At 46.5% G+C, this 23235-nt stretch carries 26 protein-coding genes; 2 read left to right on the top strand and 24 right to left on the bottom strand.

Annotated elements, in window-relative coordinates; translation table 11 throughout:
• The first annotated feature begins 177 nt into the window (after window positions 1-177).
• Entirely contained in the window at window positions 178-1443 is a 1266-nt protein-coding gene (locus tag ACP4IT_RS06925; RefSeq protein ID WP_042254846.1) for an APC family permease, read from the top strand.
• Window positions 1444-1492: 49 nt separating this feature from the next.
• Here the strand turns inward: ACP4IT_RS06925 and fucP are convergent, their stop codons facing one another.
• The 9 genes from fucP to ACP4IT_RS06880 form a co-directional block, all read right to left on the bottom strand.
• The gene (fucP, locus tag ACP4IT_RS06920; protein WP_011668291.1) at window positions 1493-2842 is read right to left on the bottom strand and encodes an L-fucose:H+ symporter permease; all 1350 of its coding nucleotides are present in this window, start codon (window positions 2840-2842) and stop codon (window positions 1493-1495) included.
• A gap of 50 nt (window positions 2843-2892) precedes the next feature.
• A complete protein-coding gene (rbsD, locus tag ACP4IT_RS06915; protein WP_011668292.1) occupies window positions 2893-3288 on the bottom strand; it encodes a D-ribose pyranase in 396 nt (131 codons plus the stop codon).
• Between the two features lie 334 nt (window positions 3289-3622).
• Window positions 3623-5140: a gamma-glutamylcysteine synthetase gene (locus ACP4IT_RS06910; protein ID WP_011668293.1), complete on the bottom strand. Its 1518-nt coding sequence runs from the start codon at window positions 5138-5140 to the stop codon at window positions 3623-3625.
• 159 nt (window positions 5141-5299) lie between these two features.
• Window positions 5300-6598, bottom strand: coding sequence for a pyrimidine-nucleoside phosphorylase (locus ACP4IT_RS06905; RefSeq protein ID WP_011668294.1), 1299 nt, complete (start codon window positions 6596-6598; stop codon window positions 5300-5302).
• Between the two features lie 36 nt (window positions 6599-6634).
• Window positions 6635-7594: a sugar-binding transcriptional regulator gene (locus tag ACP4IT_RS06900; protein WP_172757556.1), complete on the bottom strand. Its 960-nt coding sequence runs from the start codon at window positions 7592-7594 to the stop codon at window positions 6635-6637.
• A 65-nt stretch (window positions 7595-7659) separates the two neighbouring features.
• On the bottom strand, window positions 7660-8367 hold the full coding sequence (gene deoD, locus ACP4IT_RS06895; protein ID WP_011668296.1) for a purine-nucleoside phosphorylase: 708 nt from the start codon (window positions 8365-8367) through the stop codon (window positions 7660-7662).
• A 30-nt stretch (window positions 8368-8397) separates the two neighbouring features.
• The gene (locus tag ACP4IT_RS06890) at window positions 8398-9585 is read right to left on the bottom strand and encodes a phosphopentomutase (RefSeq protein ID WP_011668297.1); all 1188 of its coding nucleotides are present in this window, start codon (window positions 9583-9585) and stop codon (window positions 8398-8400) included.
• A gap of 31 nt (window positions 9586-9616) precedes the next feature.
• Window positions 9617-10306, bottom strand: coding sequence for a deoxyribose-phosphate aldolase (gene deoC / locus ACP4IT_RS06885; protein ID WP_011668298.1), 690 nt, complete (start codon window positions 10304-10306; stop codon window positions 9617-9619).
• Between the two features lie 315 nt (window positions 10307-10621).
• Window positions 10622-10861 carry a helix-turn-helix domain-containing protein gene (locus ACP4IT_RS06880; RefSeq protein WP_021742746.1) on the bottom strand — a complete coding sequence of 80 codons (240 nt, stop codon included), beginning with the start codon at window positions 10859-10861 and terminating at the stop codon, window positions 10622-10624.
• 155 nt (window positions 10862-11016) lie between these two features.
• On the opposite strand from ACP4IT_RS06880, the gene ACP4IT_RS06875 reads away from it, so the two are divergent.
• The gene (locus ACP4IT_RS06875; RefSeq protein ID WP_047021097.1) at window positions 11017-11373 is read left to right on the top strand and encodes a helix-turn-helix domain-containing protein; all 357 of its coding nucleotides are present in this window, start codon (window positions 11017-11019) and stop codon (window positions 11371-11373) included.
• Window positions 11374-11551: 178 nt separating this feature from the next.
• On the opposite strand, the gene ACP4IT_RS06870 is transcribed toward ACP4IT_RS06875, so the two are convergent.
• The 15 genes from ACP4IT_RS06870 to ACP4IT_RS06800 form a co-directional block, all read right to left on the bottom strand.
• A complete protein-coding gene (locus tag ACP4IT_RS06870) occupies window positions 11552-12337 on the bottom strand; it encodes a tyrosine-protein phosphatase (protein ID WP_011668301.1) in 786 nt (261 codons plus the stop codon).
• Between the two features lie 17 nt (window positions 12338-12354).
• The gene (locus ACP4IT_RS06865) at window positions 12355-13419 is read right to left on the bottom strand and encodes an NADH-dependent flavin oxidoreductase yqiG (protein WP_015473970.1); all 1065 of its coding nucleotides are present in this window, start codon (window positions 13417-13419) and stop codon (window positions 12355-12357) included.
• A gap of 17 nt (window positions 13420-13436) precedes the next feature.
• On the bottom strand, window positions 13437-13781 hold the full coding sequence (locus ACP4IT_RS06860) for a BMC domain-containing protein (RefSeq protein ID WP_011668303.1): 345 nt from the start codon (window positions 13779-13781) through the stop codon (window positions 13437-13439).
• An 18-nt stretch (window positions 13782-13799) separates the two neighbouring features.
• On the bottom strand, window positions 13800-14987 hold the full coding sequence (locus ACP4IT_RS06855) for an acetate/propionate family kinase (protein WP_015473971.1): 1188 nt from the start codon (window positions 14985-14987) through the stop codon (window positions 13800-13802).
• Window positions 14988-15144: 157 nt separating this feature from the next.
• Window positions 15145-16266, bottom strand: a complete 1122-nt coding sequence (locus ACP4IT_RS06850; RefSeq protein ID WP_047021096.1) for a 1-propanol dehydrogenase PduQ — start codon at window positions 16264-16266, stop codon at window positions 15145-15147.
• Between the two features lie 3 nt (window positions 16267-16269).
• Window positions 16270-17703: an aldehyde dehydrogenase family protein gene (locus tag ACP4IT_RS06845; RefSeq protein ID WP_047021095.1), complete on the bottom strand. Its 1434-nt coding sequence runs from the start codon at window positions 17701-17703 to the stop codon at window positions 16270-16272.
• A 2-nt stretch (window positions 17704-17705) separates the two neighbouring features.
• A complete protein-coding gene (locus tag ACP4IT_RS06840; protein WP_011668307.1) occupies window positions 17706-18185 on the bottom strand; it encodes a GlcG/HbpS family heme-binding protein in 480 nt (159 codons plus the stop codon).
• A 3-nt stretch (window positions 18186-18188) separates the two neighbouring features.
• Window positions 18189-18764, bottom strand: a complete 576-nt coding sequence (locus ACP4IT_RS06835) for a cob(I)yrinic acid a,c-diamide adenosyltransferase (RefSeq protein ID WP_011668308.1) — start codon at window positions 18762-18764, stop codon at window positions 18189-18191.
• A 15-nt stretch (window positions 18765-18779) separates the two neighbouring features.
• A complete protein-coding gene (locus ACP4IT_RS06830) occupies window positions 18780-19052 on the bottom strand; it encodes a EutN/CcmL family microcompartment protein (protein ID WP_011668309.1) in 273 nt (90 codons plus the stop codon).
• Entirely contained in the window at window positions 19034-19555 is a 522-nt protein-coding gene (gene pduM, locus ACP4IT_RS06825) for a PduM family microcompartment protein (protein ID WP_011668310.1), read from the bottom strand. The genes ACP4IT_RS06830 and pduM overlap by 19 nt, the downstream gene beginning before the upstream one ends.
• A 20-nt stretch (window positions 19556-19575) precedes the next feature.
• The gene (locus ACP4IT_RS06820) at window positions 19576-20202 is read right to left on the bottom strand and encodes a phosphate propanoyltransferase (protein WP_021742739.1); all 627 of its coding nucleotides are present in this window, start codon (window positions 20200-20202) and stop codon (window positions 19576-19578) included.
• 28 nt (window positions 20203-20230) lie between these two features.
• Window positions 20231-20524 carry a BMC domain-containing protein gene (locus tag ACP4IT_RS06815; RefSeq protein ID WP_269218794.1) on the bottom strand — a complete coding sequence of 98 codons (294 nt, stop codon included), beginning with the start codon at window positions 20522-20524 and terminating at the stop codon, window positions 20231-20233.
• Window positions 20525-20540: 16 nt separating this feature from the next.
• Window positions 20541-21029 carry a BMC domain-containing protein gene (locus ACP4IT_RS06810; RefSeq protein ID WP_426855360.1) on the bottom strand — a complete coding sequence of 163 codons (489 nt, stop codon included), beginning with the start codon at window positions 21027-21029 and terminating at the stop codon, window positions 20541-20543.
• 13 nt (window positions 21030-21042) lie between these two features.
• Window positions 21043-21396, bottom strand: a complete 354-nt coding sequence (locus tag ACP4IT_RS06805) for a glycerol dehydratase reactivase beta/small subunit family protein (protein WP_024855544.1) — start codon at window positions 21394-21396, stop codon at window positions 21043-21045.
• Window positions 21377-23227: a diol dehydratase reactivase subunit alpha gene (locus ACP4IT_RS06800; RefSeq protein WP_024855543.1), complete on the bottom strand. Its 1851-nt coding sequence runs from the start codon at window positions 23225-23227 to the stop codon at window positions 21377-21379. Before ACP4IT_RS06800 ends, ACP4IT_RS06805 begins: the two co-directional genes overlap by 20 nt.
• Between the last annotated feature and the right edge of the window lie 8 nt (window positions 23228-23235).

The following is a 23235-nucleotide window of genomic DNA, read 5'->3' as shown; positions in this document are numbered from 1 at the left end:
TTGTTCGCCATAACGCGGACAACCTTTTTTCTTGGAAAAAAACTCTCTACGTCACCGTTCATTCGTAATTTTCCGTGCTATAATGATTAAATTAGTCTTTACATGTAGAGAGGAGCCAAGCTTTTGGCAAAAGAATTACGCCGCGAAATCGGCACGTTTACGGCCCTGGCTACCGTTATGGGAACGGTTATCGGTGGTGGGGTCTTCTTCAAAACGGCAAGCGTGGTCGCCGCTAATCACTCCGCAAACATGACATTAGCGGCTTGGATTTTAGGGGGGATTTTAACCATCTGCGCTGGACTGACTAGTGCCGAGTTGGCAGCAGCAATCCCCCGCACCGGTGGCGCCATGCGTTACTTAGAATACGCTTATGGCAAGCCGGTGGGTTTTTTGATGGGATGGGCACAAATTTTGGTCTACTACCCCGCTAACATCGCGGCATTATCTATTATCTTTGGGACACAATGGGTGGCCCTCTTTCATTTAAGTGCCGCGTGGCAATTGCCAATCGCCATTATGTGCGGTTTGAGCATTACCGGATTGAATTTTCTCGGCGCTAAGGTCGGTGGATCAGTTCAGTCGATTGCCTTAATTTTTAAGCTAATCCCAATCGCTGTAATCGTTATTTTTGGCCTCTTAGCGCCAACTCATACGGTCATTCATCTGTGGCCGATCACCACTGGGAACCATCTAAACTGGGGGAGCGCCTTTAGCTCCAGTTTACTGGCAACTATGTTTGCCTATGACGGCTGGATTAGCATTGGGAATATTGCCGGGGAAATGAAACATCCTGAACGAGACCTGCCACGCGCAATCATCATTGGTTTAGCACTCATCACCGTTGTCTATACCTTAATTAATCTCGTTTTTTTAAAAACATTGCCAATTGATCTAATCGCGGGTAATCAAAATGCTGCAGCAGATGCTTCAATGAAGCTTTTTGGACAGTTCGGTGGCAAATTGGTCACCATTGGGATTCTTATTTCCGTTTACGGTGCGATCAATGGGTATACCTTAACGGGAATGCGCGTCCCCTTTGCCATGGCTGAAGAAGACAGTCTCCCCTTTTCACACCATTTCCGCCGGTTGTCCCCGCACACCTTTGTCCCGTACTTTGCTGGGAGCGTGCAGTTCGTGATTGCCTTTATTATGATGTTAATGGGTAGTTTCGATCTCTTAACCGACATGCTGGTCTTTGTTATGTGGGTCTTCAACTGCCTCATCTTCTTGGCAGTCTTTCGTCTACGTAAAACTGAACCAAAGCTAGCACGGCCTTATCGCGTGCCTGGCTACCCCATCATTCCCCTGATTGCCTTAGTTGGCGGTCTCTTCATTATTGTGACGACGCTACTAACTGAAACTGGTTTGGCGATTACCGGATTGGGTCTCACACTAATCGGGTTACCGATTTACTTCTGGCACCAACGACATCGTCAGGCTTAACTACCTAAAAAAAGGCTCAGACCATAAATAAATGGTTTGAGCCCTTTTATTAATGTTCTTGAACTTCGTTAGGGTGAGCCTTCTCAAAACGATGTTCGAAGAAGAAGTACCCTGTAATTAAAGCGTAGCAGAGCGTTGGGACAACGAATGAGAACTGCATTGAACCGGTCGCATCAGAAACCAGGCCTTGAATGGCTGGAATGACTGCACCACCGATCAGGGCCATCACGATAATTGCCCCAGCCGTTTCAGTGTATTTCTTCTCCGTAACGGCATCCAATGTGTGCGCATAAATCGTTGGCCATTCTGGACCAAAGAAGAAACTCGTTAAGATGGCTGCGTAGACCGCAATCATATTCGGAACCGTAAAGGTCACAACTAATGCTAATGTCCCTAATAAGGAGTACCACGTCAGCACCTTCGTAATTGAGAAGCGACTCATAAAGGTATTGGCAACCAGCTTACCAACGAACCACGCCACATAACTATAAATCATAAAGGTTGATGCGCCGCTGTCGGTAATCTGATGATTCAGATTCAAGACTAAACGAATCGTAAAGGACCAGACGGTTGTTTGCAGACCCGCATAGAAGAACTGGGTCACCACCCCTTTGATATAGTGCTTGTTATGCGCCAAATACTTTAGGGTTTCGCCAAGACTCGGCCGTTCCTCTTGTTGTTGCCCCGCAATTTCTTTTGTCGCCTTAGCCCGTGGCATCGGCGTTATAGCGAAAATGATCAGCATCACGAGTAACACGATTAAGATATATTTGTAAGGCCGTAACGTCAATTGTAACATCTGCTCGCCGTAAGCAATGCGTGCTGCACCGTGCATATGGCTCATCTTTTCAGATAAATTACCTACAGAACCAAAGATTAAGTACTTCCCTAAAACAATTCCCATGATGTCGCCTAACGGAATTAATGTCTGGGAAAAGTTTAAGCGCATCGTGGCGTGTTGCTTCGGTCCCAGCATTGAACTATACGTATCACATGATGTTTCCAAGAAGCTCAGACCAATGGCAATGGCAAAAATGGCCACCAGGAACATACTGTAAGTTGCGAGATGTGAGGCCGGGAAAAACAGCCCACACCCGATGATATAAAAGATCAACCCGGTCATGATGGCAAATTTATAACTGTTCTTCTTAATAATCAAGGATGCCGGAATGGCAATTAAGAAATACCCACCATAGAAGGCACTTTGAACAAAGGCCGTCGCGGCATCGTTAAGTTGAAAGACTGTCTTGAACTGCGTAATCAAAATATCATTTAAACTGGCCGCAGTTCCCCACAGTGGAAAAATCAATGAAACTAAAATAAATTGAAATAATGGCGTTTTGCTGAGGTAGCCGTCCGCTAATTGGGTCCAGCCGTGCTTGGTTTCAGTTGCTTGCATATCAAACTCTCCTTTATGTCTAATTCAAATCGTAAAACGTTTTACATCGCCTAAAAAGTCACGCCAGATTCTAGGATAATATTCGAAAATGGGGTCATTTCGCCAGTCCGGACAAAGGCATGCGTTTTTGCCAAATCCTGCTTCAATTGGCTATGTGGGACAAAAGCAACTTCGACATCTGGAAGTAATGCCTGAATGGCCGCCAATTGCTCTGGGTTCTGAGTCTTAATTTCTTCGGCTAAATAAATCTTTTGAACCGCCAATTCACTTAAAACATTCTTCAAAACATCCTGAAAACTAGGCAATTGCTTAGTTAGAGCCAAATCAATCTTTTGGGTACCCATTGGGACTGGCATACCAGCATCACCAATACTTAACCAATCCATGTGTCCCATACCGGCAATAACCGTGGATAACTCTGAATTAATAACCGTCGTCTTTTTCATCTCAATCTTCTCCTTTATCTTTCTTTGATCACTAACGAGCGTGTAATCTCTTTCAATAAACACTACTAAACAAGTAGATACTTTATCCTAAGCATCACTCGAAAATGCGTAAATCGATTTACTTACTGTAATACAACCCTTAAATCAGGATCATTTCAACAACAGAAATTACTTTATCACAAAATTAAAGGGCTTACAATGTTTTTTTGAGGTTTGTGAAAATGATCGTTTAAATGTCCCTCTGAATGACTGACACGACTTGCTTTCATCTTATTTTTCAATTTAAGCCAAAAAAAGTGAACCCGTTAAGGTTCACCTTTCATCTCTAACACGGTCACACGATAACCCCCTGGTCACCACTTGGTAAGTCAGGAAATAACTCATGAAGACGTTGATTGGGATCACCAACTTGCATATCCCGCTCTTGCAACACTTGGGTTACCCCAGCAAAAGTAAACATCAGCAGGTCGGCGCCATCTTCATCCCTAACCTGGTAAAATCGTACACCGGCTTGTAATGCTGCCATGACAAACCGCTGAGTTGCCGCGGTGACTTGAGTTAACCGGGGCAATAAGGTTGGCGCGCTAATCCGCTCATGATACCATTGGCGCGCTACCGCCTGACCGAACTTCATAAGACTCCCCTCATGCATCTTGGCCACTAGCTTGGCTGCTGGCGTTAATTCCGGATGCATCAAAACTTCCTCTAAGTCATCAATATTTTCCCACTGTTCCGTATGAGCATTGAGTTGCTTTGCCATCTCACGCATCGCTGCAAAGATTTGCTCACCCTCAGCTTGATACTGGGTTGCCTGCAGCGGATCTTCTAACGCGACCGTTTGGTTTTTAAGCCGGGCCGTTGCCAACGCCGTTGCGATATTCTCTGGCAAAGGCTGTGTTAACAGGTAGATCATGAAGAATTTCAAGAAATACAATGCATGACGACTCACACCATTCGGGGTAAACGGCGTGTTATCAAAATCACGCAGTTCCAGATAACGAATGCCCCCCGTTAGAAAATTCTGAGCCGAGTTCTGGCCCTTTAGTCGAACTGGACCATAAAATTCGTGGGCGGAAAAGTACGTTCCCGCATCAATCATCGCTTGGAGTTGTGCCAAATGTCCCGGCAATGACTCATACCCCACCTGTTCTTGTGGCAAATTAACGAAGCCAAATCGACTATTTCGAATACTACGGACGGGATGTTGTAACTCCGCTGGTACCGGATCGAAGAACCCCGCCTCAGCAATAGGACTTGCGCCAAACAAATAGGTCAATAACCACTGATAACGCACAAAGTTTTGGGCCAGTCGAAAATATAAAGCATTCTTAAATGCGACTAATGTTGGAAATTCTTGTGTGTAATGGCTGTAAAGCCGATTAATCACGGGATCTGGTAAACTATAATTTACGTGAACGCCAGTCATACACCCATGCTTGAGTCCATATTTATGAATCAAATGTTCCCGATAGGGCTTGATTGCCGGTCGTTCAAAATGATTCCGAACAAATTGCAAATCTGTCTCATCTAATTTAGGCGGCATGCTCAGTGGCCAGATTCGATCATCCCCAGCCAACGAGCGATAAGCCACTGTTTGTAATGTGTCTAATTGATCTAATGTCCCCCCGATATTGGGGTTGGGATCAGTAATCACCTCTAACTGGCTTTCTGTAAAGTCCGTTTGTAAGTACGGATGAATCGTCCGTGATCCCAATTGGCGCGGGTGCGGGCGTTGACTCAAGCGCCCATGCTGATCAATGCGATGCTCCTCTATTTCTAACCCCACAAGGCTGTGATACAGTTGCTCTGCTAAATGTTCCTCACGAATGACCGTTAACAAGTGATCCAACATAGCCATGACCTCCCCGGAACTTTACTGCACCTATTTTTACTTTAAAGTGTAAACAAAATTACCGTAATTGTCACTGATATTGTCCGCCTTTTTTTACGATGGGGAAATACCAAAAGGCATGCCGGACTTTTACAGTCTGGGCATGCCCTCATTGAAACATTACCGAATCGTTTCGTGAATTAACGTAAATGGTTCCGCCGTGTCACGCACTTCAATATTGTCATAGAGTCGTTGTTTAATATCAGCAACATCCTCACGATTACTGTAGATGGTCAACAGAGATTCGCCCGCCTTAACCGGGTCGCCAACCTTCTTGTTCATCATGATACCAACTGCGTAATCCAATTGGTCATCAGCTTTTTGCCGACCACCACCGAGCAACATGCTAGCAATTCCCATTTCATCAGCCTCAACCTTGCTAACGACACCACTCGTCTTCGCTGGCAGCTCAATCTTGAATTTCGCTTGTGGCATGATTTCAGGATGATCGATCACGTTCCGATCACCGCCCTGTGCTGCGACCATATCACCAAACTTCTGTAAGGCAGAACCGTCAGTGATGGTCTTTTCACACATCGCACGGGCCGTCTCCAAGTCATCAGCCTTGCCGGACATGACAACCATGTGGGCACCTAAGGTCATGACCAATTCAGTGATATCAGCAGGGGCTTGGCCCTTCAGTAAGTCAATGGATTCTTTAATTTCCAGAGCATTGCCAATCGCGTTACCTAGTGGTTGGTTCATATCGGAGATGATGGCCATGCAATCCATTCCAACGCCCTTACCAATCCCCACTAACGCTTTAGCTAACTTCCGTGAATCGTCCAGCGTCTTCATGAACGCACCGGCACCAGTCTTCACATCAATCACTAACGCATCGGTACCTGAGGCAATCTTCTTACTCATAATTGAACTGGCAATCAATGGAATTGAATCAACGGTGTCCGTCACATCCCGTAAGGCATAAATCTTCTTATCAGCGGGGGCAATATTTCCGGTTGCCCCAACGATTGCCAAACCTTGATCGCGAACTTGTTTTAAGAAGTCACTCTCACTGATTTCAACTTGATAGCCTGGAATCGCTTCCAATTTGTCCAACGTTCCACCAGTATGCCCCAAGCCCCGACCAGAGATCATCGGCACTGGAATTCCTAAGGCCGCAACGATTGGTGCTAATGGAATACTGGTTTTGTCTCCGACACCACCGGTTGAATGCTTATCAACTTTCAATCCGGGAATGCTCGATAAATCTAAATGATCGCCCGACTTCATCATTGCCATGGTCAACTCGGAGCGTTCAGCATCCGTCATGTCTTTAAAATACGTGGCCATTAAGAACGCACTCGTTTGGTAATCTGGAATTTCTCCTGAAACGACGCCATCCACAAACGTCTGAATTTCTTCTTGGGTTAGCTCGCCACCATTACGTTTCTTATCAATAATATCAACCATTCTCATCGTTAGATCGCTCCATTTCTTAAACCGCTCTATTGCCTATTGGTCTGGCGTTGTGACCTTTAGTAGTTGTGCCGCTGCATGTTGATCGATAATGAGACAATTAGGGTAACCGCCAAGCAACGCTGCTCTAACAGCCGGCACTTTGGCATCACCAGCCGCCACTAAAATCGAATGTTCCTTTTGCTTTAGACTATCCAGGTCAATGCCAATCGTCCGTTCGTTCAATTCTGGATTAACAATTTGGCCCTGCTCGTCAATATAGCGAGAAAAGATATCTCCGACAGCCTGCTGTTGCAACGCTTCTTTTTCTGCTTCCTGTAAATACCCCAACTGAAAAACCAGTGCATTACTGCGGACCGTTCCCACAGAGTAAATCGCAATGTTGGCTTTCTCGCCAAGTGCTAGCAAATACTGAATATGTCGTTCCGCTTCCACCAATTCCTTAGTTTGTTGGTGGTCAAAGATCACGGGTAACGGCAAATACTGTGGCACTGCATGAAAGGCATTGGCAAAGGCGTCAATGCTTTCATACGCATAGGTCTGTTCCGTCGAGTAGCTCACACTACCCTTCAGTTGGATGACTTCTACCCCGGTTAACGTATCTGGTTGTAGGCTCGAACCAATCGCATAGATTGTTTTCCCCCAACCGATACCAATCACATCATGCTCATGAACAATCTGTTCCAAGTAGTGTGCGGCGTATTCACCCACCGTCGTTAGTACATCATTGACGGGCGTCAATTGCGTCGCCACAACATGAACCTCAACATCATAGGCCCGCGTCAATGCCCGCTCCAAGGTTTGAACGTCTTGTACGGGATCAACAATTTGGATACGAACCAATCCTTGTTCTCGGGCAAACTGTAGTAACCGAGAGACCGTTGGCCGTGAAATTCCCATTTGTTGGGCAATCTGGCTTTGACTTTGGTCAGCCTGATAGTACATCTTTGCCACGGTCAGGGCTTGTCCCAACCGTTCAGCCGTGGTCTCCGCCATTATCATCTCTCCTTAAACATCTCATTAAAAAACGCGGTCGCGGGGTCCCCGTTCCCGCGTTTTCATTACGCTTTAGCAGCCGTATCTAAGGCAACCCTAATCATATCGTTAAATGACTTTTCTCGTTCTTCTGGCGTTGTTGATTCGCCTGTCATCAGGTGATTACTAATTGTCAACACCGATAATGCCCGAACATGGTACTTCGCTGCTAACATAAAGAGGGCTGTTGATTCCATTTCTGTCGCAATAACCCCGTAATCGACCAGCTTTTGACGATCCATTTCATCGTTATAGAACCGGTCTTCGGCCAGCACATTCCCAACTCGAACTGAAATCTTCAGATCCTGTGCAACATGATAGGCTGTATCTAACAAACCAAAATCACTAATAGCTGCGTAGTAGATACCACCACCGAACGTGTTATGAATAATTGAGGAGTCGGTTGAGGCTGCTTGCGCTAGAACAACGTCACGAACATGAACATCGGGACTCATCCCACCGGAGGTTCCCACCCGGAATAAGGTCTTAACACCATATTCACTAATCAACTCATTGGTATAAATTGAAATCGATGGAATCCCCATCCCGGTTCCTTGAACCGAGATTCGTTTGCCCTTGTACGTTCCGGTATACCCAAAGGCATTTCGAACTGTGTTGTAGCAAACTGGATTTTCTAAGAAGGTTTCTGCAATATACTTAGCCCGCAGTGGATCACCTGGCAGTAAGACCGTGTCTGCAATATCGCCCATTTTGGCTTCCAAATGATTACTCATAATTTGTTCCTCCTAAAGTGGTTGTCTCGACTACTTCAATTCTGCTAAGAAACTGTGTCCTTCATGGTTACCGGCAACACCGAAATTATCCAAAACGGTCGCACCAAAGTCAGCAAATGGCGAACGAACACCTAAGCTACCACCTTGCTTGAAGCTTGGTGAGTACACTAATAATGGCACTTGTTCTCTGGTGTGATCCGTCCCCGTATAAGTTGGATCGTTCCCGTGATCGGCAGTAATCATTAACAAGTCATCATCATGCATGTTCGCCAATACCGTTCCCAAGCGTTGGTCAAAGTCCATCAATGCTTGACCAAACCCATCGGGATTCCGCCGGTGACCATACATCGCATCAAAGTCAACTAAGTTAATGAAACAAAAACCGGTAAAGTCTTCAGTCATGACGTGATCAACGTGATCCATACCATCCATGTTACTTTCATTGTGGTAAGCTTCATCAATCCCATGACCAGAGAAGATGTCGTTGGTCTTACCAACAGCAACTACCCGAACACCGGCTGCTTGTAACCGATCCAAATCAGTCTCACCAGTTGGTTCCAACGTGAAATCACGCCGGTTTGCTGTTCGCGTAAAGTGGTCTGCATCTGGCCCAACGTATGGCCGAGCAATGATCCGGCCAACCAAGTATTCCGGTCCATTGACTAATGAACGCGCATATTCACAGATCTTATAGAGTTCCGCCAATGGAATCACGTCTTCGTGTGCCGCAATCTGTAACACAGAATCCCCGGACGTGTAGACAATCAAGTCGCCGGTCTTCATCTGTTGTTCGCCCAGCTCAGCAATGATTTTGGTCCCTGATTCTGGTCGGTTACCGATCACTTTACGTCCAGAAAACGTTTCCAATTTTGTAATGATGTCAGCGGGGAAGCCGTTAGGGAATGTACTCAATGCCTTACGAACAGGTAACCCCATCATTTCCCAGTGACCATCCATTGAATCCTTACCAGCTGAAATCTCCCGCATCTTGCCATAATAGGCATGAGGATCATCAGCCACCGGTACACCCTCGATTGGTGTTTCCCGCAAGTTAGATAAACCGATTTTGGCTAGATTAGGTAACGCCAGTTTTCCAGCAAAATGGTGACCAACGTGCCCTAAAGTATCAGCACCCTCATCGCCAAACTTATTTGCATCCGGTGCTGCTCCTGCACCAACTGAATCCATAACTAAACCAAAAACACGCTTGAACTTCATATCCGTATTCCCCGCTTTCACAAATTAGATTCTAGTAACCAGCTTTAGCATGACTGTCGTCACCCGTTAAGATGGCTACGGTTGCACTGACACCCATCCGACTGGCACCAGCATCGATCATAGCTAAGGCTTCTTCACGACTGTGGATACCACCGGAAGCCTTGACGCCTAAGCGATCGCCAACTGTTTCACGCATCAACTTAACGTCTTCAACCTTAGCACCTGATGTTGAGAACCCAGTGGACGTCTTAACAAAGTCAGCACCTGCTTTTTCGCTCAACTGACAAGCCCGGACAATTTCATCCTTCGTTAACAACGCATTTTCCAAGATAACTTTTAGAATTTTACCCTTAGCGTGGACTGCATCAGCTAGACCCTGAATGTCTGCCAAGACCTTCTCATCATTACCGCCTTTTAATTCACCTACGTTCAAAACCATATCGATTTCTTCGGCCCCTTGATCGATGGCTGTCGTGGCTTCAAAGATTTCACTTTCCGTTGCCATGGCCCCTAGTGGAAAACCAACGACAGCGATTGGATTAACATCAGTTCCCTTTAATTGCTCAGTTACAAACGGAATCCAATAGGAGTTTACGCAGACCGAAGCCGTGTTAAATTTCTTAGCTTCGTCACAAGTTTGCTTGATATCTGCTTCAGTTGCATCTGCCTTTAAATTAGTGTGATCAATGTACTTCGCTAATTGTTCTGTGGTTAATGTCATAATATGAAACCCCTTTCATTTATCAACATCAGCATACCGAATCTTCGCACAAATGTAAAGCGTTATTATGAATTTTTGTTCAACTGATTGTTTTTTCACAAGCAAATATCCGTAAGTCCCTGGTCATCTTTCCCTAAAACTATTCATTCTTTTCCCGTCAATAATGGTTTAGTTCAATGCCAGTTTAATATCTATTGCCAATGATTAACCCGATAATTTTTATTTTATTCACAAAAAAAGATATGAGTCGATCCCCATATCTTCCGTAGTTTACCGAAGTCCCGCCGCTTTCTTGCGGTAAATCGTTGCCATTAATCAATTAGCCTGTTGCCGCAAAGAACGAATAAATTCGTTTTTATTACCAAAAAAAAGGTAATCTTTCGGGATTTGATAAAGCTGCGATAGTCGCTCGATGGTTTTAATGCCCACATTCGAACTGTCTCGCTCCCAAGCAGCCAGCGTCTGGTAGTGGATTCCCAGATGTGCAGCAGCCTGTTTCTGTGAGTAGCCCGCATTATGGCGTGCGGCCTCCAGTGTAATTTGCACCTTATCCATCACAAACGCCTCCTTACAAACACTTTTATATCATAAACGAGTTTATTCGTTTTGTCAATGATTTACTGTACATCTAATTTGCTTGTCTGACTGTGATTCGTTATAATGACGATATTGATCTTTTACACTATTTCAAGAAAAAGGAGTGAACCATTGTGCCCCGCCATGAATTATCAGCATTTGAAAAACATATCCGCCGCATCATCGCTCAGAATTTAAAATCCGCAAGTTGGGGCATGACACAAGCTGAGTTAGGGGCCAAATCAGGAATTCCAACCTCCACCATTTCGGGGTATTTTGCGCAACGTTCAACACCAAGCCCGGGAAACGTCCAACGCCCAGCCGACGCTTTGAACATGCCCAAGTCCGCGATTGATCCCCGATTTGATGATCATCTGTTTGAAAAACAGCCTGGCATTGAGGATTTATACAAACAGTTATCCCCTAACCGACAACAGATTGTCTTACACGTGGCGCAAGAACAATTAACCGAACAACGACGACAGTCTTAACGTCTCTCATTTTAAACGCAATCGGTTCTGCCCGTTAAGGTGTTGGGTTTGAACATCAAGTTGCCAATTGATAAATATCGATCCTGCTTAAACCATTTATAAGGAATATCGTTTCCGTCTATCGAAAAAGAAGCGACACACAGTCAATCATCATGACAATGTGTCGCTTCTTTTTCATTTAAGCTAAGTACCAGTGCCGTAATTTTTGTTCATCTGTCGCAGTTAACTTAAGCGTATCACGTAAATAGGCGGTCATACCGCCGTATTCATAATCGATTAAGCCCATAGCTTGCTGGTAATAATCCAGTTGGACACTCGCCAAATCACGAACCGATTGCTGAAAATTCTGTTGTCGTGGACCCGGTGCTACCGCCGCAACTCGTTGGGCGATATGTGCCGTTGACGCTGAATTTGTCAATAAATAATCAGCTATAACTCGTTGCGGTGGCACACCCAGTGCTCGTAGAATTAACATCGCTGCCATCCCGGTACGATCTTTGCCTGCCGAACAATGAAAGACAACCCCCGTTTTTCCCTGAGTTGCCAGTAACAAGGCAAATAGCTCGTGATAGGCCTGCTGGGCTTGTGGTGACGTCACTAAGCGACGATAGACGCGCAGCATGCGATGATACCCCCCCAACGGATCACGCGCAAATAAGCGCTGAATTTGCGCCGTTGAAGCAGCACTCTCCGTCTCATCATTATCAAATACAGGCAGATGGATTCGTCGCATTTGGGGTCCCAATTGGTCGGGAAATTGTTGGGCCTCGGCGGTCGATCGTAAATCAACCACTAGCTTAAAACCAAGATCTTCCAGTTGCTGGCAATCAGCGGCCGTTAAGTTTGCCAAGTGAGCTGCCCGCATTAATCGATGCCATTTTACCGTTGTCTGCTGGGCACTTGGATACCCACCTAAGTCCCGAAAATTAAAACCGCCATCTAATTGTAAAACTTTTCTAGGCACGTGGGTTCCTCCTTCCGTCAAAGGTAGTGAAACAACTGCTGGGTGATCCCCACCTCAGCCGCCGTAACTTCACGCGTAGTTTTCAACCGTTCGGGCTGCCGAAAGAAGAGTGGCCAGTGTGGATCAACCATTAATGGTCGCCCAATCGCGACTAATCTTGCTACCGCTGCAACTGTTTGGACGTCTGAAGCCGTCCGAATATGGCCGGCCACCATTAATGGTAACGTTGTTTCAGCCGCAATGAGATCAACCACCGTTTTCGTTGACTTAATCGTAACTGGTTGCTGATTGTAACGCCGCAACGACAGACTTAAATAGCTCAGTGGTAAGTGACTCAATAGATGGGTTAATACCAGACTGTCCACTAAACTGAGCCCCCCAGATTCCACCTCTTCCGGTGAGAAACGGTAGCCCACGACAAAGGGCTTCGATGCTTGCTTAGCCACCTGTAAAACGCGTTTAACCACCATCAAAGGCACTCGCAACCGGTTTTCTAGAGTACCACCAAACGCATCCGTTCGCCGGTTGGATAAGGGCGATAAAAACTGTTGTAGCAGAAATCCATTAGCCCCATGCAACTCAACACCATCAAATCCGGCCAAGATCGCCCGTTGCGTTGCTGCGCCAAATTGATCCACAATGGTGTCAATCGCTTGAGCAGTGAGCGTTTCAGGAAGCCCACCGGCCCCATGTGTGGCTTGGATAGTGCTGGGCGCAACAACGGCGGTGCCTTGAGTTATGACCGGATTAGTCATTCGTCCAGCATGCACTAACTGTAGAATAGCTTTGGCCCCTGTTCGCTGGATCGTCGTTGCGAGTTGCCGCAGTCCTGGAATCTTTTGATCATCGGCCACACTAATTGAGCCCATTGCAGTGGATCCATTAACGGCAACGTAGGCTGACCCCACAATATCAAGCCCCACGTACTTGGCGTGTTGCTGATGGAAATAACAATCGTTTCGGCTAACTTCACCATTAAACAGCGCTGTTTGCGTCGACAATGGTGCTAAGCAATAGCCATTTCGCAGAGTTAATTGCTGTCCCAATTGGACCGGATGGTCATAATCTTGTTGTCTATGCATCGTTTCACTTCCTAAATTTACGTCCGCGTTATTTCAGGAACATCAAAGTTTAATAGACTATGCAAAGTCTCAACCACGTCGCGCAAGGCCGCTTCTACCTCTGACACCTCACCAACAACGACGACGGATCCACTAAACCGATCAATAAATCCCAGCTTAACGTTACTTGATTTAGTTGCCACATCACCAGCAATAATCGCCGCCTCACTAGGCGTAATGGTTAAAATTCCCAACGCGTTTTTAGGCGTCTGAATTCCCAATTTCTCGTAAATATCCGCCGTGGGGTTGGCAACGATATGAGCTAACGTCACCTGCTTCCCCGGCACGTATTCTTGAATCGTTCGATCAATTTGTCTCGTCATCTGGCGCGCCTCCTTCTTTCATGCTTCTTTAAGTAAGGCCATAACATCGCGAGCAATCACAATTTCCTCATCAGTTGGAATAACGGCCACTTTGACCCGACTGTCTGCCGCCTCAATGCTTAATGCGTTAGCCGCATTCTTTTCTGGATCCAATTTGATTCCCAAATAGCCCAGTCGCTCACAGACCATCTGACGAACCAATGCAGAATGTTCACCGATACCCGCTGTAAAGATCAGTGTGTCCAGTCCCTCTAGATCAGTCGTGTAGGCACCAATATACTGTTGAATCTGATGAGCATATACATCAAGGGCCAGTTGCGCGCGTTGATTACCCTGTTTGGCCGCCTCATCTAGGTCCCGAATGTCGTTTGAGATACCGGAAAGTCCTTGTAAGCCAGAGTCATGGTTTAACATTTCCCGAACGGCATGGGAATCCATCTGGAATTCTTCTTCAATAAATGGAATGATTTCCGGATCAATATCCCCAGAGCGGGTGCCCATCACAATACCAGCCAGTGGTGTAAAGCCCATAGAACTGTTCACTGACTGACCATCGAGAATCGCCGTTAAACTACCACCATTGCCTAAATGACACGAAATCAATCGATGGGTTTGCTGCTTACCAAACAATTCAGCAGCCTTTTCGGCAATATACTCATGAGATGGCCCATGAAATCCATAACGCCGAATACCATGATCTTTATAATAGCTGTACGGCAAGGCATACATATACGCTTTCGCAGGAATGGTATGGTGAAATGAGGTATCAAATACCGCTACTTCTGTAGCGTCCGGCAACAGCTTTTCAAAGGCTTTAATCCCCAATAAATTTACCGGATTATGCAATGGTGATAAAACTGCTAGTTCATCAATTTTGGCTTTAACATCCTCATCAACGATAACTGGCTTGGTGTAATACCGTCCACCATGCGAGATTCGGTGACCAACGCCAATAATCTCATGCTTACTCTCAATTACATGACTCGCTAACAACGTCTCAATGACCGTCTGAATAGCTGTCTCATAATCTTTCATCGGTTGTGCAAGCTTACTTTTCTTACCCGCAATCGTGTAGGAAAATTCACTTGAAGGCTGACCAATCCGTTCGATTTGACCACTAACCAGTACCGTCTCAGCTGGCATAATATATAGCTTAAACTTCAGGGATGAACTTCCGGAATTGATGGCTAGAATTTTCTCTGACATAAGGTCCTATTCCTCTCTAAACTGACGTATTTGACGACGAATCAGTCGTCTATCACCCACCGTTACACCAAGCGGGCAGCCACAATACCCAAAGTACCTGGCATTGTAACTCCCCGATTGATGACGGTTCTTATTTAAACGTTTAAGTTAGGTCGTCCTACTTAATCACGTGTTGGTAAATTTCAGCTAAATCATCATCAGATGGCATAACTGGATTACCAGGGAAGGTGGCATCCTTTTTGGCATTAGCCACAATCACATCGACCTTAGCTGCAGCGTCTTTGACATCAATGCCAAAGGCTTGCAGGGTCCGAGGACAATCCATCTGTAACATCATTTGCCGAATGCAACTGATTAAGCGTCGAACCGCAACTCGGTCACCCATACCTTGAGAGGCCAATCCAGCTTTACGGGCGGCCTGTGCGTACTTAGCACAAGCGACCTTAGACTTGCTAGCATTGTAGCTCACCACGTATGGCAAGAGCATCGCATTAGCTAACCCATGAGGCACATGGAAGTTTGCCCCAAGTTGGTGAGCAATCGAATGACAGATACCTAGGCCGGCATTACTGAAAGAAATTCCGGCGGCACAAGAAATCTCGTGCACGCGCTTACGAGCTGCCTCATCATCACCATGCCGGTAACAAGTTACCAAATCATGCGTTATAACATCGACACCCTTTTCGGCCAAGCCATCCGTAATCGTGTTGGCATCAACCGCAACTAGTGATTCCAGCGAATGTGTCAACACATCCAAGCCAGAGTATGCCGTCACACTCTTAGGCGCCGTCATCACCAATTGTGGATCTAACAATGCTTCGTCTGGCCGCAAAAAGTCTTCCATAATGGGGTACTTTTGTTGGTGTTCCGGATCCGACAGCACACAGTGTTGCGTAATTTCTGATCCAGTTCCACTCGTCGTTGGAATGGCAATAAACTTGTGGATGTCTTGTTTCAACAACTTTTCACCAAAGAAGCGAATTCCCTTGGCGGTATCAATAGCTGAGCCGCCACCAATCCCAATCACAATAGTTGGCTTGAGTGGGACAAATTGTTTGACCCCTTCAATGATGTTAGCCAATGGTGGATCAGGCTTCACATCAGAGAAGATGGTCACTTGATTAGTATCACCGATTTCTGACAAGATCCGCTTCAACGTGGGCGTATCCGGCAAAAATGCATCGCATACCATAAAAATAGTTTCTTTTTTTAGCAACCGTAACCGTTCTAGGCTATCATTACCCGAATAGATGGTTGTTGCGAGTGAAAATTTTTCCATACTCTAAGCCTCCCAAGTCCGTAATGAGAACCCTTCTGGCGAGTTAAGCCGGCGCCGGCGCGTGTAAGTCTTAGACGTTGCCGTTCCTTCACCCGTTGGTGTGGCAATCGTTAAGGCTGAAGCCCCACTATGCGCACCATTCGTTGCAACACCAGTCCCACAATAAGTTGGGCCATTAACCACGAAGATTGACGTATTCAACCGGTGCGCTGCCTTATTGATGTGTGGTAAATTCTCGGAATGAATGGAAGCCGTGTGGTGTAACCCACCTTCAACTTCTGTAGCCGTTGCTAAAACGCTATCAAAGTCAGGGCAACAAACGACTGGCAAAATTGGCATCAACATTTCTGTCGTTACTAACGGATGATCCTTAGCTGCTTCAAGAATAATCAGTGTTGGTGTCCCGGTGTAAGAGATTCCTGCTTGATCCAAAATGTAGGTGGCATCTTTACCAACAAACTTCCGATCTGGTGCGCCCTTAGGCCCAATGGTCATTTGCGCTAATTTTTCAATATCGGCAGAATCGGTAACCAAGAAGGCCCCTTCTTGTTGCATCCGCATGATGAGTTCATCCTTGACAGCGGCTTCAACGACAACTTCCTTTTCGGCCGTGCAGAGAATGTTATTATCAAAGGCTGCTGAATCAACAATGTTGTGGGCTGCTAAAGCAATATTGGCAGTCGCATCCACCATTGCAGGCGGGTTACCAGCACCGGCACCGACCGCCTTCTTACCACTGATAAGCGCTTGGTGGACAACAGCAGGCCCTCCAGTGATTGACAGCATGGCAACGTCAGGATGTTGCATAACTTCTTGCACGGATTCAATTGAAGGCGTTTCCAGTGAAACGACTAAGTTATGTAACCCAGTTGCATCAGCCACCAATTCGTTTAATTTTTCGATCGTCCAACGGGTAATGTTCTTAGCACCTGGATGGGCACCAAAGAACAACGTATTCCCACCAGCCAACATCATGATGGCATTGGCAATCACCGTTTCAGAGGGGTTGGTACTAGGACCAACGGCACCAATGACACCAAATGGCGCGTATTCATACATAACCAGTCCACCGTCACCGGTTTCGGCTTCTGGCTGCAGAATTTCTGGACCGGGTGTGTTATAAAGGGCGTTATTGAGTTTGGCAATTTTCGCGCTAACCGTTCCCATGCCAGTTTCATCATGAATCCGCTTAGCCATATCCTCAATGTATGGCCGGAAACCCTCACGGATCGCATCAATCACTTTGTTCCGAACTGAGATTGGTTGGTCGGCGTAGTTTTCTTGCGCCGCTTTTGTGGCCGCAATGGCTTCATTGACCGTCTTAAAGATCCCATTTTTGCCGGGAACGGTCGCATTGGTGGCCGTTGCTGACTGAGGATTGCTAAGTTCTTCACTCAAAATTTTACGAATGGCTTGTTCAATGTTTTCTGTGTTCATGCCTATTTACTCTCCTTTAAAAAGGCGGCGACGGCTGCCTCACAAATTGATTGATCCTCTTCGATCAGACCACCGCTGACCCCAATAGCACCAATGGCCGTGCCATTGATGACTAATGGAATACCACCAGGGAATGAGACCAACTTACCATCTAACATGGTTTCCATTTGGTACAATGGCGCACCTGGTTGGATGTCTTTGCTAATTTCTTTAGTTGGTTCCTTCATAGCGATTGCCGACCAAGCCTTCTTAGGGGCTAGTGTGGAGCTGACCAAGTTTGCATTTGGCATGTGATATAACATCTGTGGTACCGTTGCCTGGTCCATGATGCAAATCGTGACCCCAACCTTTAATTCATCAGCACGGGCTACCGCAGCATCAATTACCTTTTCCATCATATGACGATCAAATAAGTTCATCGTTGTGCCTCCTTGTTTGGCAATTACATCGCGAATAATCTGACTCAATTGTTCTTCATTCATTTTTTATCGCCCCACTGCTTGAGCATACCGTTTCATCACCTGATCAGTTAGCTCATTGACTTGATACTCATAGTCCTCTGAACGGGCCATGATGTAAAAGAAATCGGATAAACGGTTCACGTAGCGCTCAAGGACGGGACGAACCTCAACATCCGTCGAAAATCGGACAAACATCCGCTCCGCTCGTCGACAAACCGTTCGGCAAATATGCAACTGTGCTCCAGCCAAACTGGCACCCGGTAAAATAAAACTGGTGACTTTAGGTAATTCAGCCGTGTAGCGGTCAATCACCTGTTCTAACATAGTCACATCATCATCGGTAATCACCCGACTGTTGGCATTAAATTTACCAGCAGTCTGTGTGGCAATTTCACCTTGAAGAAAGAACATCTTGTACTCAATCTTCTGTAGAATGGCTTTATTCTCGGCTTTCACACAGAACTTATCTGCCAGGCTAACATTGGCATTGAGCTCATCAAACGTCCCGTAAGTGTCAACTCGTAAGGAGTCTTTTCTCACCCGTGTACCGTCATATAAACTCGTTGAACCTTTGTCTCCGCCTTTTGTGTAAATTGGCATCTTGCTATCTCCCCTCTACTTATCAAAGCGATCAATGATCCCAACGATCGAACAATCATTGACATCACGCGTCGCCTCTTCGTTGCGATTAGCACGACGGGCACCAGCGCCACGAACGAGTAACACGTACTCGCCAACCCCAGCACCAACAGAATCAGCTGCAACTTCCTGATGACGAACGGCTTGCCCATCGGAATTAACGGGTTGGACAATCATCAGCTTCCGGCCTACTAAGGACGGATCCTTTTGCGTCGACACGACGCTACCAATTACTTTTGCCATATACATTCTTCATCAGTCCTCATTTGTAGTTTCATCTGCTTCACCGCACGTACAGTACTGGCCTCATCCGTTAATCGCTGTTGCGGCGTAACCACCACAATCGTTTTATCCGGTAAAGCTGCCAACACTGAACGGGAAATCAAGCGCGGATACACCGCCTTAATCGGTTGTGCCTGGGGAGTTACAAAAAGTAACGGCCAGTCTAACAACATGCTTCGGGGAATAAAGTTAATGGCTAACTCGTTGATAGTGAATTGAAAATCCACCTGATAATCAATCCCTTGTAACACCCAGGCAACCCATTGATTATCAACGTTCATGCCATACAGCGCATGAATCAGTTCAATCGAGACATTGGCCACCGTAACGGTTGCGTTGTCCAAAAAGACTTGTGTTGAGGGCGCTGCCGCCGTGCGATCATAGGTACAGTGGTACGTCTGCTGCTCGCGTCGCTTAAGTTTATTTAGGACTTGCGCCACTAACGGTTCCACTTCGATCACCAACTTCATCTAAAATTTTGCTTAACGCCTTACGCTTTCACAATTTTACCGAACGTGTTGCCATCAACATTAGCGGCATTCGCTTCGTCCGTATCAATGTGCATTTCCAACACAAAATCTTCTCGTGGCCGACAAATAACGTCATTGTAGATAGTCCGCCGATCTTGTGACTGAACTTCAACGGAAACCGTATCGCCCAACTTAACGCCGAAACGTTTAGCATCTTCATTACTCATGTGGATATGCCGCTTGGCAATGATAACGCCTTGAACCGTGACCTCACCATCTGGTGTCACCAGCTTAACCGATGGCGCCCCATCCAAATGACCAGATAGACGGATTGGGGCTGGTACACCAATGTTCAGAGCTTCTGAACGGGCAATTTCAACTTGTGAGTGTGCCCGACAAGGTCCTAAGACCCGCACATGTTTAATCGTTCCCTTGGGTCCGACAATATCCACCGTTTGCTTTGACGCAAATTCCTTAGGCTGTTTCAACGGCTTCAAAACCGTCATTTCTTGATTGGGAAACAGCGTATTAAAATCCGCCTCTGTCAAGTGAATGTGGTGGTTGGAAACACCGATTGGAATACGATCAGGATCCAATTCTTCTTTGATAATACGTTGAACTAACGCTCGTAAAGCTGTTTCATCCATAGTTAGTGCCACCCTTATTCATTAAAAATTATTTTGCAGCTGGTTTGCTCGTCTTAGGTAAGATGTTTTCAACTTCTGCGTGTGGACGAGGAATAACGAATGAGCTTTGGACTTCCCCAATGTTTTCAGCGGCAGCAACCCCAGCATCAACGGCGGCTTTGACGGCACCAACATCACCACGAACCATGACCGTTACCAAACCACTACCGATCTTTTCTTGACCCATCATTTCAACGTTTGCTGCTTTAACCATGGCATCTGCCGCTTCGATTGAGGCAACTAAACCCTTGGTTTCGATCATACCTAATGCGTTATTCATAATAATTTCCTCCTAATAGTTAGCTCTGTTTATTTTTGCCAAATAGTTCTTGATAATGCAGGCATTTCTTCCGTGGCTCGCCTAACTTCCGTGGACACTTAGGATCTCCACATAAGTTACAAGTGGACTCAGCTTCATCCTTGGTTACCGTGGGCTCTGCTGGCGCCTCAGGGGCGACGTCAGTGACCTGCGGTTGTTGCGGTGTTTCTTCATTTGTGGACGTTTCTGGTACTGGCGCGAAGATCGGATTTTGGCTTAAATCGCTAATTCCCGGTGCTGGGTTAGCTAAGACAGTTGAACTGACATAATCCGTTCCAACCGTTTGCTTCCCCGTTTCTATCGCCACCGAAACGGCCGCTACATCACCACTGATGATGACTGTTACCCAGCCACCACCCTTGGTGTTTTCTAACCCTACTAGGTTAACCGCTGCCGTCTTGAGCATCTTATCCGCCACAACAATGGCACCTGGCAACCCGGTAGTTTCTAGATATCCAATTGCGTCCATCTTTTCTAACCACCTAATCTAATGTCTTAAAGGGCACGCCCTTCACCAAGCGAGCTGCATTAGCACCTAACCGGCGCAGGCGGTCCGCCGAATCACGGGTCACCGTGAATAACGGCTGCTCGGCATGCAGGTTCTTGTAGTGAACAACCACTTGCTGATCGTCAAAACCAATGCCCACGGACAACCGTGAAGCCAAAGCCGCCTGATAAGCGCGCATAGTGACATCGTCTTCTGCAATCACCTTGGTCTGTACCGGAATGGCTTCTTCTTCAATCCCATTAAGTAACGGTTTCAAAGTCGCCGGTAAATCGGACGCCGCTGTCGGCACGGCAATAAAAATTGCCGGCTTATCCATTGTGTTGGCCATAGGCGTCCCTTCTCTCCTGGGCATAAGACAGGATCAATCCCGTAGCAACCGCATTTCGCGGTCCTTCCACGGCCCGAATATTTCCCCGTCCGGCAACAAGGTTATAGTGAGACAACTCATCCGTGACCAATTGTGGGATTTCAAAATCCAGCGCCGATCCCCCAACGATCACGACAAACGGAATGTCACGGATATTACCAGTGGGACTCACGTGTTGTAAGGCCCGCCGTGCATTTTCCACAAACACCCGCTTCTTAGCGGTCTGGCGAATCTGCTTAACCTTTTCAATGTTCATATTCCCTGGTAATGGGACGTAACCGTCCGGCTTAATGACCACTGTGCGGGCAAAAATGTCTGCTGGCAGTGGGTCTTCAAAAAACTGAACCGTGCCATCTTCATGCCGAATTTGGAATAGATTTTCAACTCGGGCCAGCGGATATTTCTTAATATCCTCGGCCAAGTACACATCGTCTAGGCCTAACTCAGAATTGATAATCATGGTGACCATGTCCCCGGCACCAGCCAAGTGAATCGCCACAATATCATCTTGCTGATTGATAATCGAGGCATCTGTTGAACCGGCACCCAAGTCAAGAATCGCAATGGGCTTGGTTGTTCCTGGTGTCGTCAAAGCTCCCAAGATTGCGGCCTCAGCTTCAGCTCCGCCAATCTCAACGGAAATGTGAAGCTCGTCTTGAATCAAATCAGCAATCTGTTGCATCTGGAGGTGGTCAGATTTTACCATTGCGGCAATCCCGACGGCTTGTTCGGTTGAGAACTCGCCAGCCAGTCCACCTTGTACCTTGACTGGAACCGCCGTGTTGACGGCTAACAGATCTTGAATAGCGATATCTCTGTTCTGTTTGTTGGTGAGGTCCGCCATCGTCTGCCGAACCTTTTCCAACATCCCACCAACATTGGTTCCCGCTTCACCTGTAATATCTTGAATCCGGTCAAACTGATTGACCTTCTTCATAATTGCTTCAGCACCAGCGGCCACGTTAACCTTGTCAGAATCTCGATCACCTTCGATTTGGATGCTCCCGGCCGGAATAACCCGGGCCTTCACATCCCCCTTAGGCGTCTTGATGACCACCGCAGACCGGTTGCCAATTAACGCCCGAGAAACCGGCACGATGTTTTTGGTTTCGTCGGCTGTCAAATCAAAGAGTGTGGCGATCCCATACGGATTAGATAACTGCGAAATAACTTGCCCTTTACCAGCAACCTCAACGCCAGCCATCATCCCCATGGGAACCTTATCAATCCGCGCCACTTCATCTACAATCGGAATTTTGTGTTCCAGCCGGTTATCAATTAACACCCCATCATCATTTTGCAAGATGGCCGCATTTATTTGATAACCACTTTGCTGGTACAGATTGATCAGCTTAGCCGCATCTTCGAAATCAACTTCAGCCGGTACCAGAACAATATACGGACGTGTCTTATCGGTTTCTTGAAGCAGTTGTAGCAAACTCACCGTATAGCCAGAACCAATACCGACGCCACCTGGTGTGTTCGGGTTGTGCCCAATCATCGTAGATTCAGTAATCACTGTTTCCGTGATGGTTTCCATCGCCACATCCCCAATAACCGGTGTTGCTTCGTTAATCCGAATCAGGTCAATATCACTCAAGGCTAAATGACTTTTATTTAACACCTGCGTAATGGCTTTTTTGATCCCAATGAGGTTTTGCTTAGTTCCTTTGATCCCCGTGGTCTCTGCAATGTCAGAATTGATAAAATCAACCGCACCTTGATCTGAAATATCAGCCAAAGCAACTTCCGTTGAGGAATTACCAATATCTACACCTATCACCTTTTGCATACGAAGAC

Origin of the sequence: Levilactobacillus sp. LN180102 (assembly GCF_050106635.1) — a bacterium.
GTDB classification, from domain to species: Bacteria; Bacillota; Bacilli; order Lactobacillales; family Lactobacillaceae; genus Levilactobacillus; species Levilactobacillus brevis.
The sequence above is the reverse complement of the archived record's forward strand: the minus strand, read 5'-3'. Positions and strand labels throughout refer to the sequence as shown.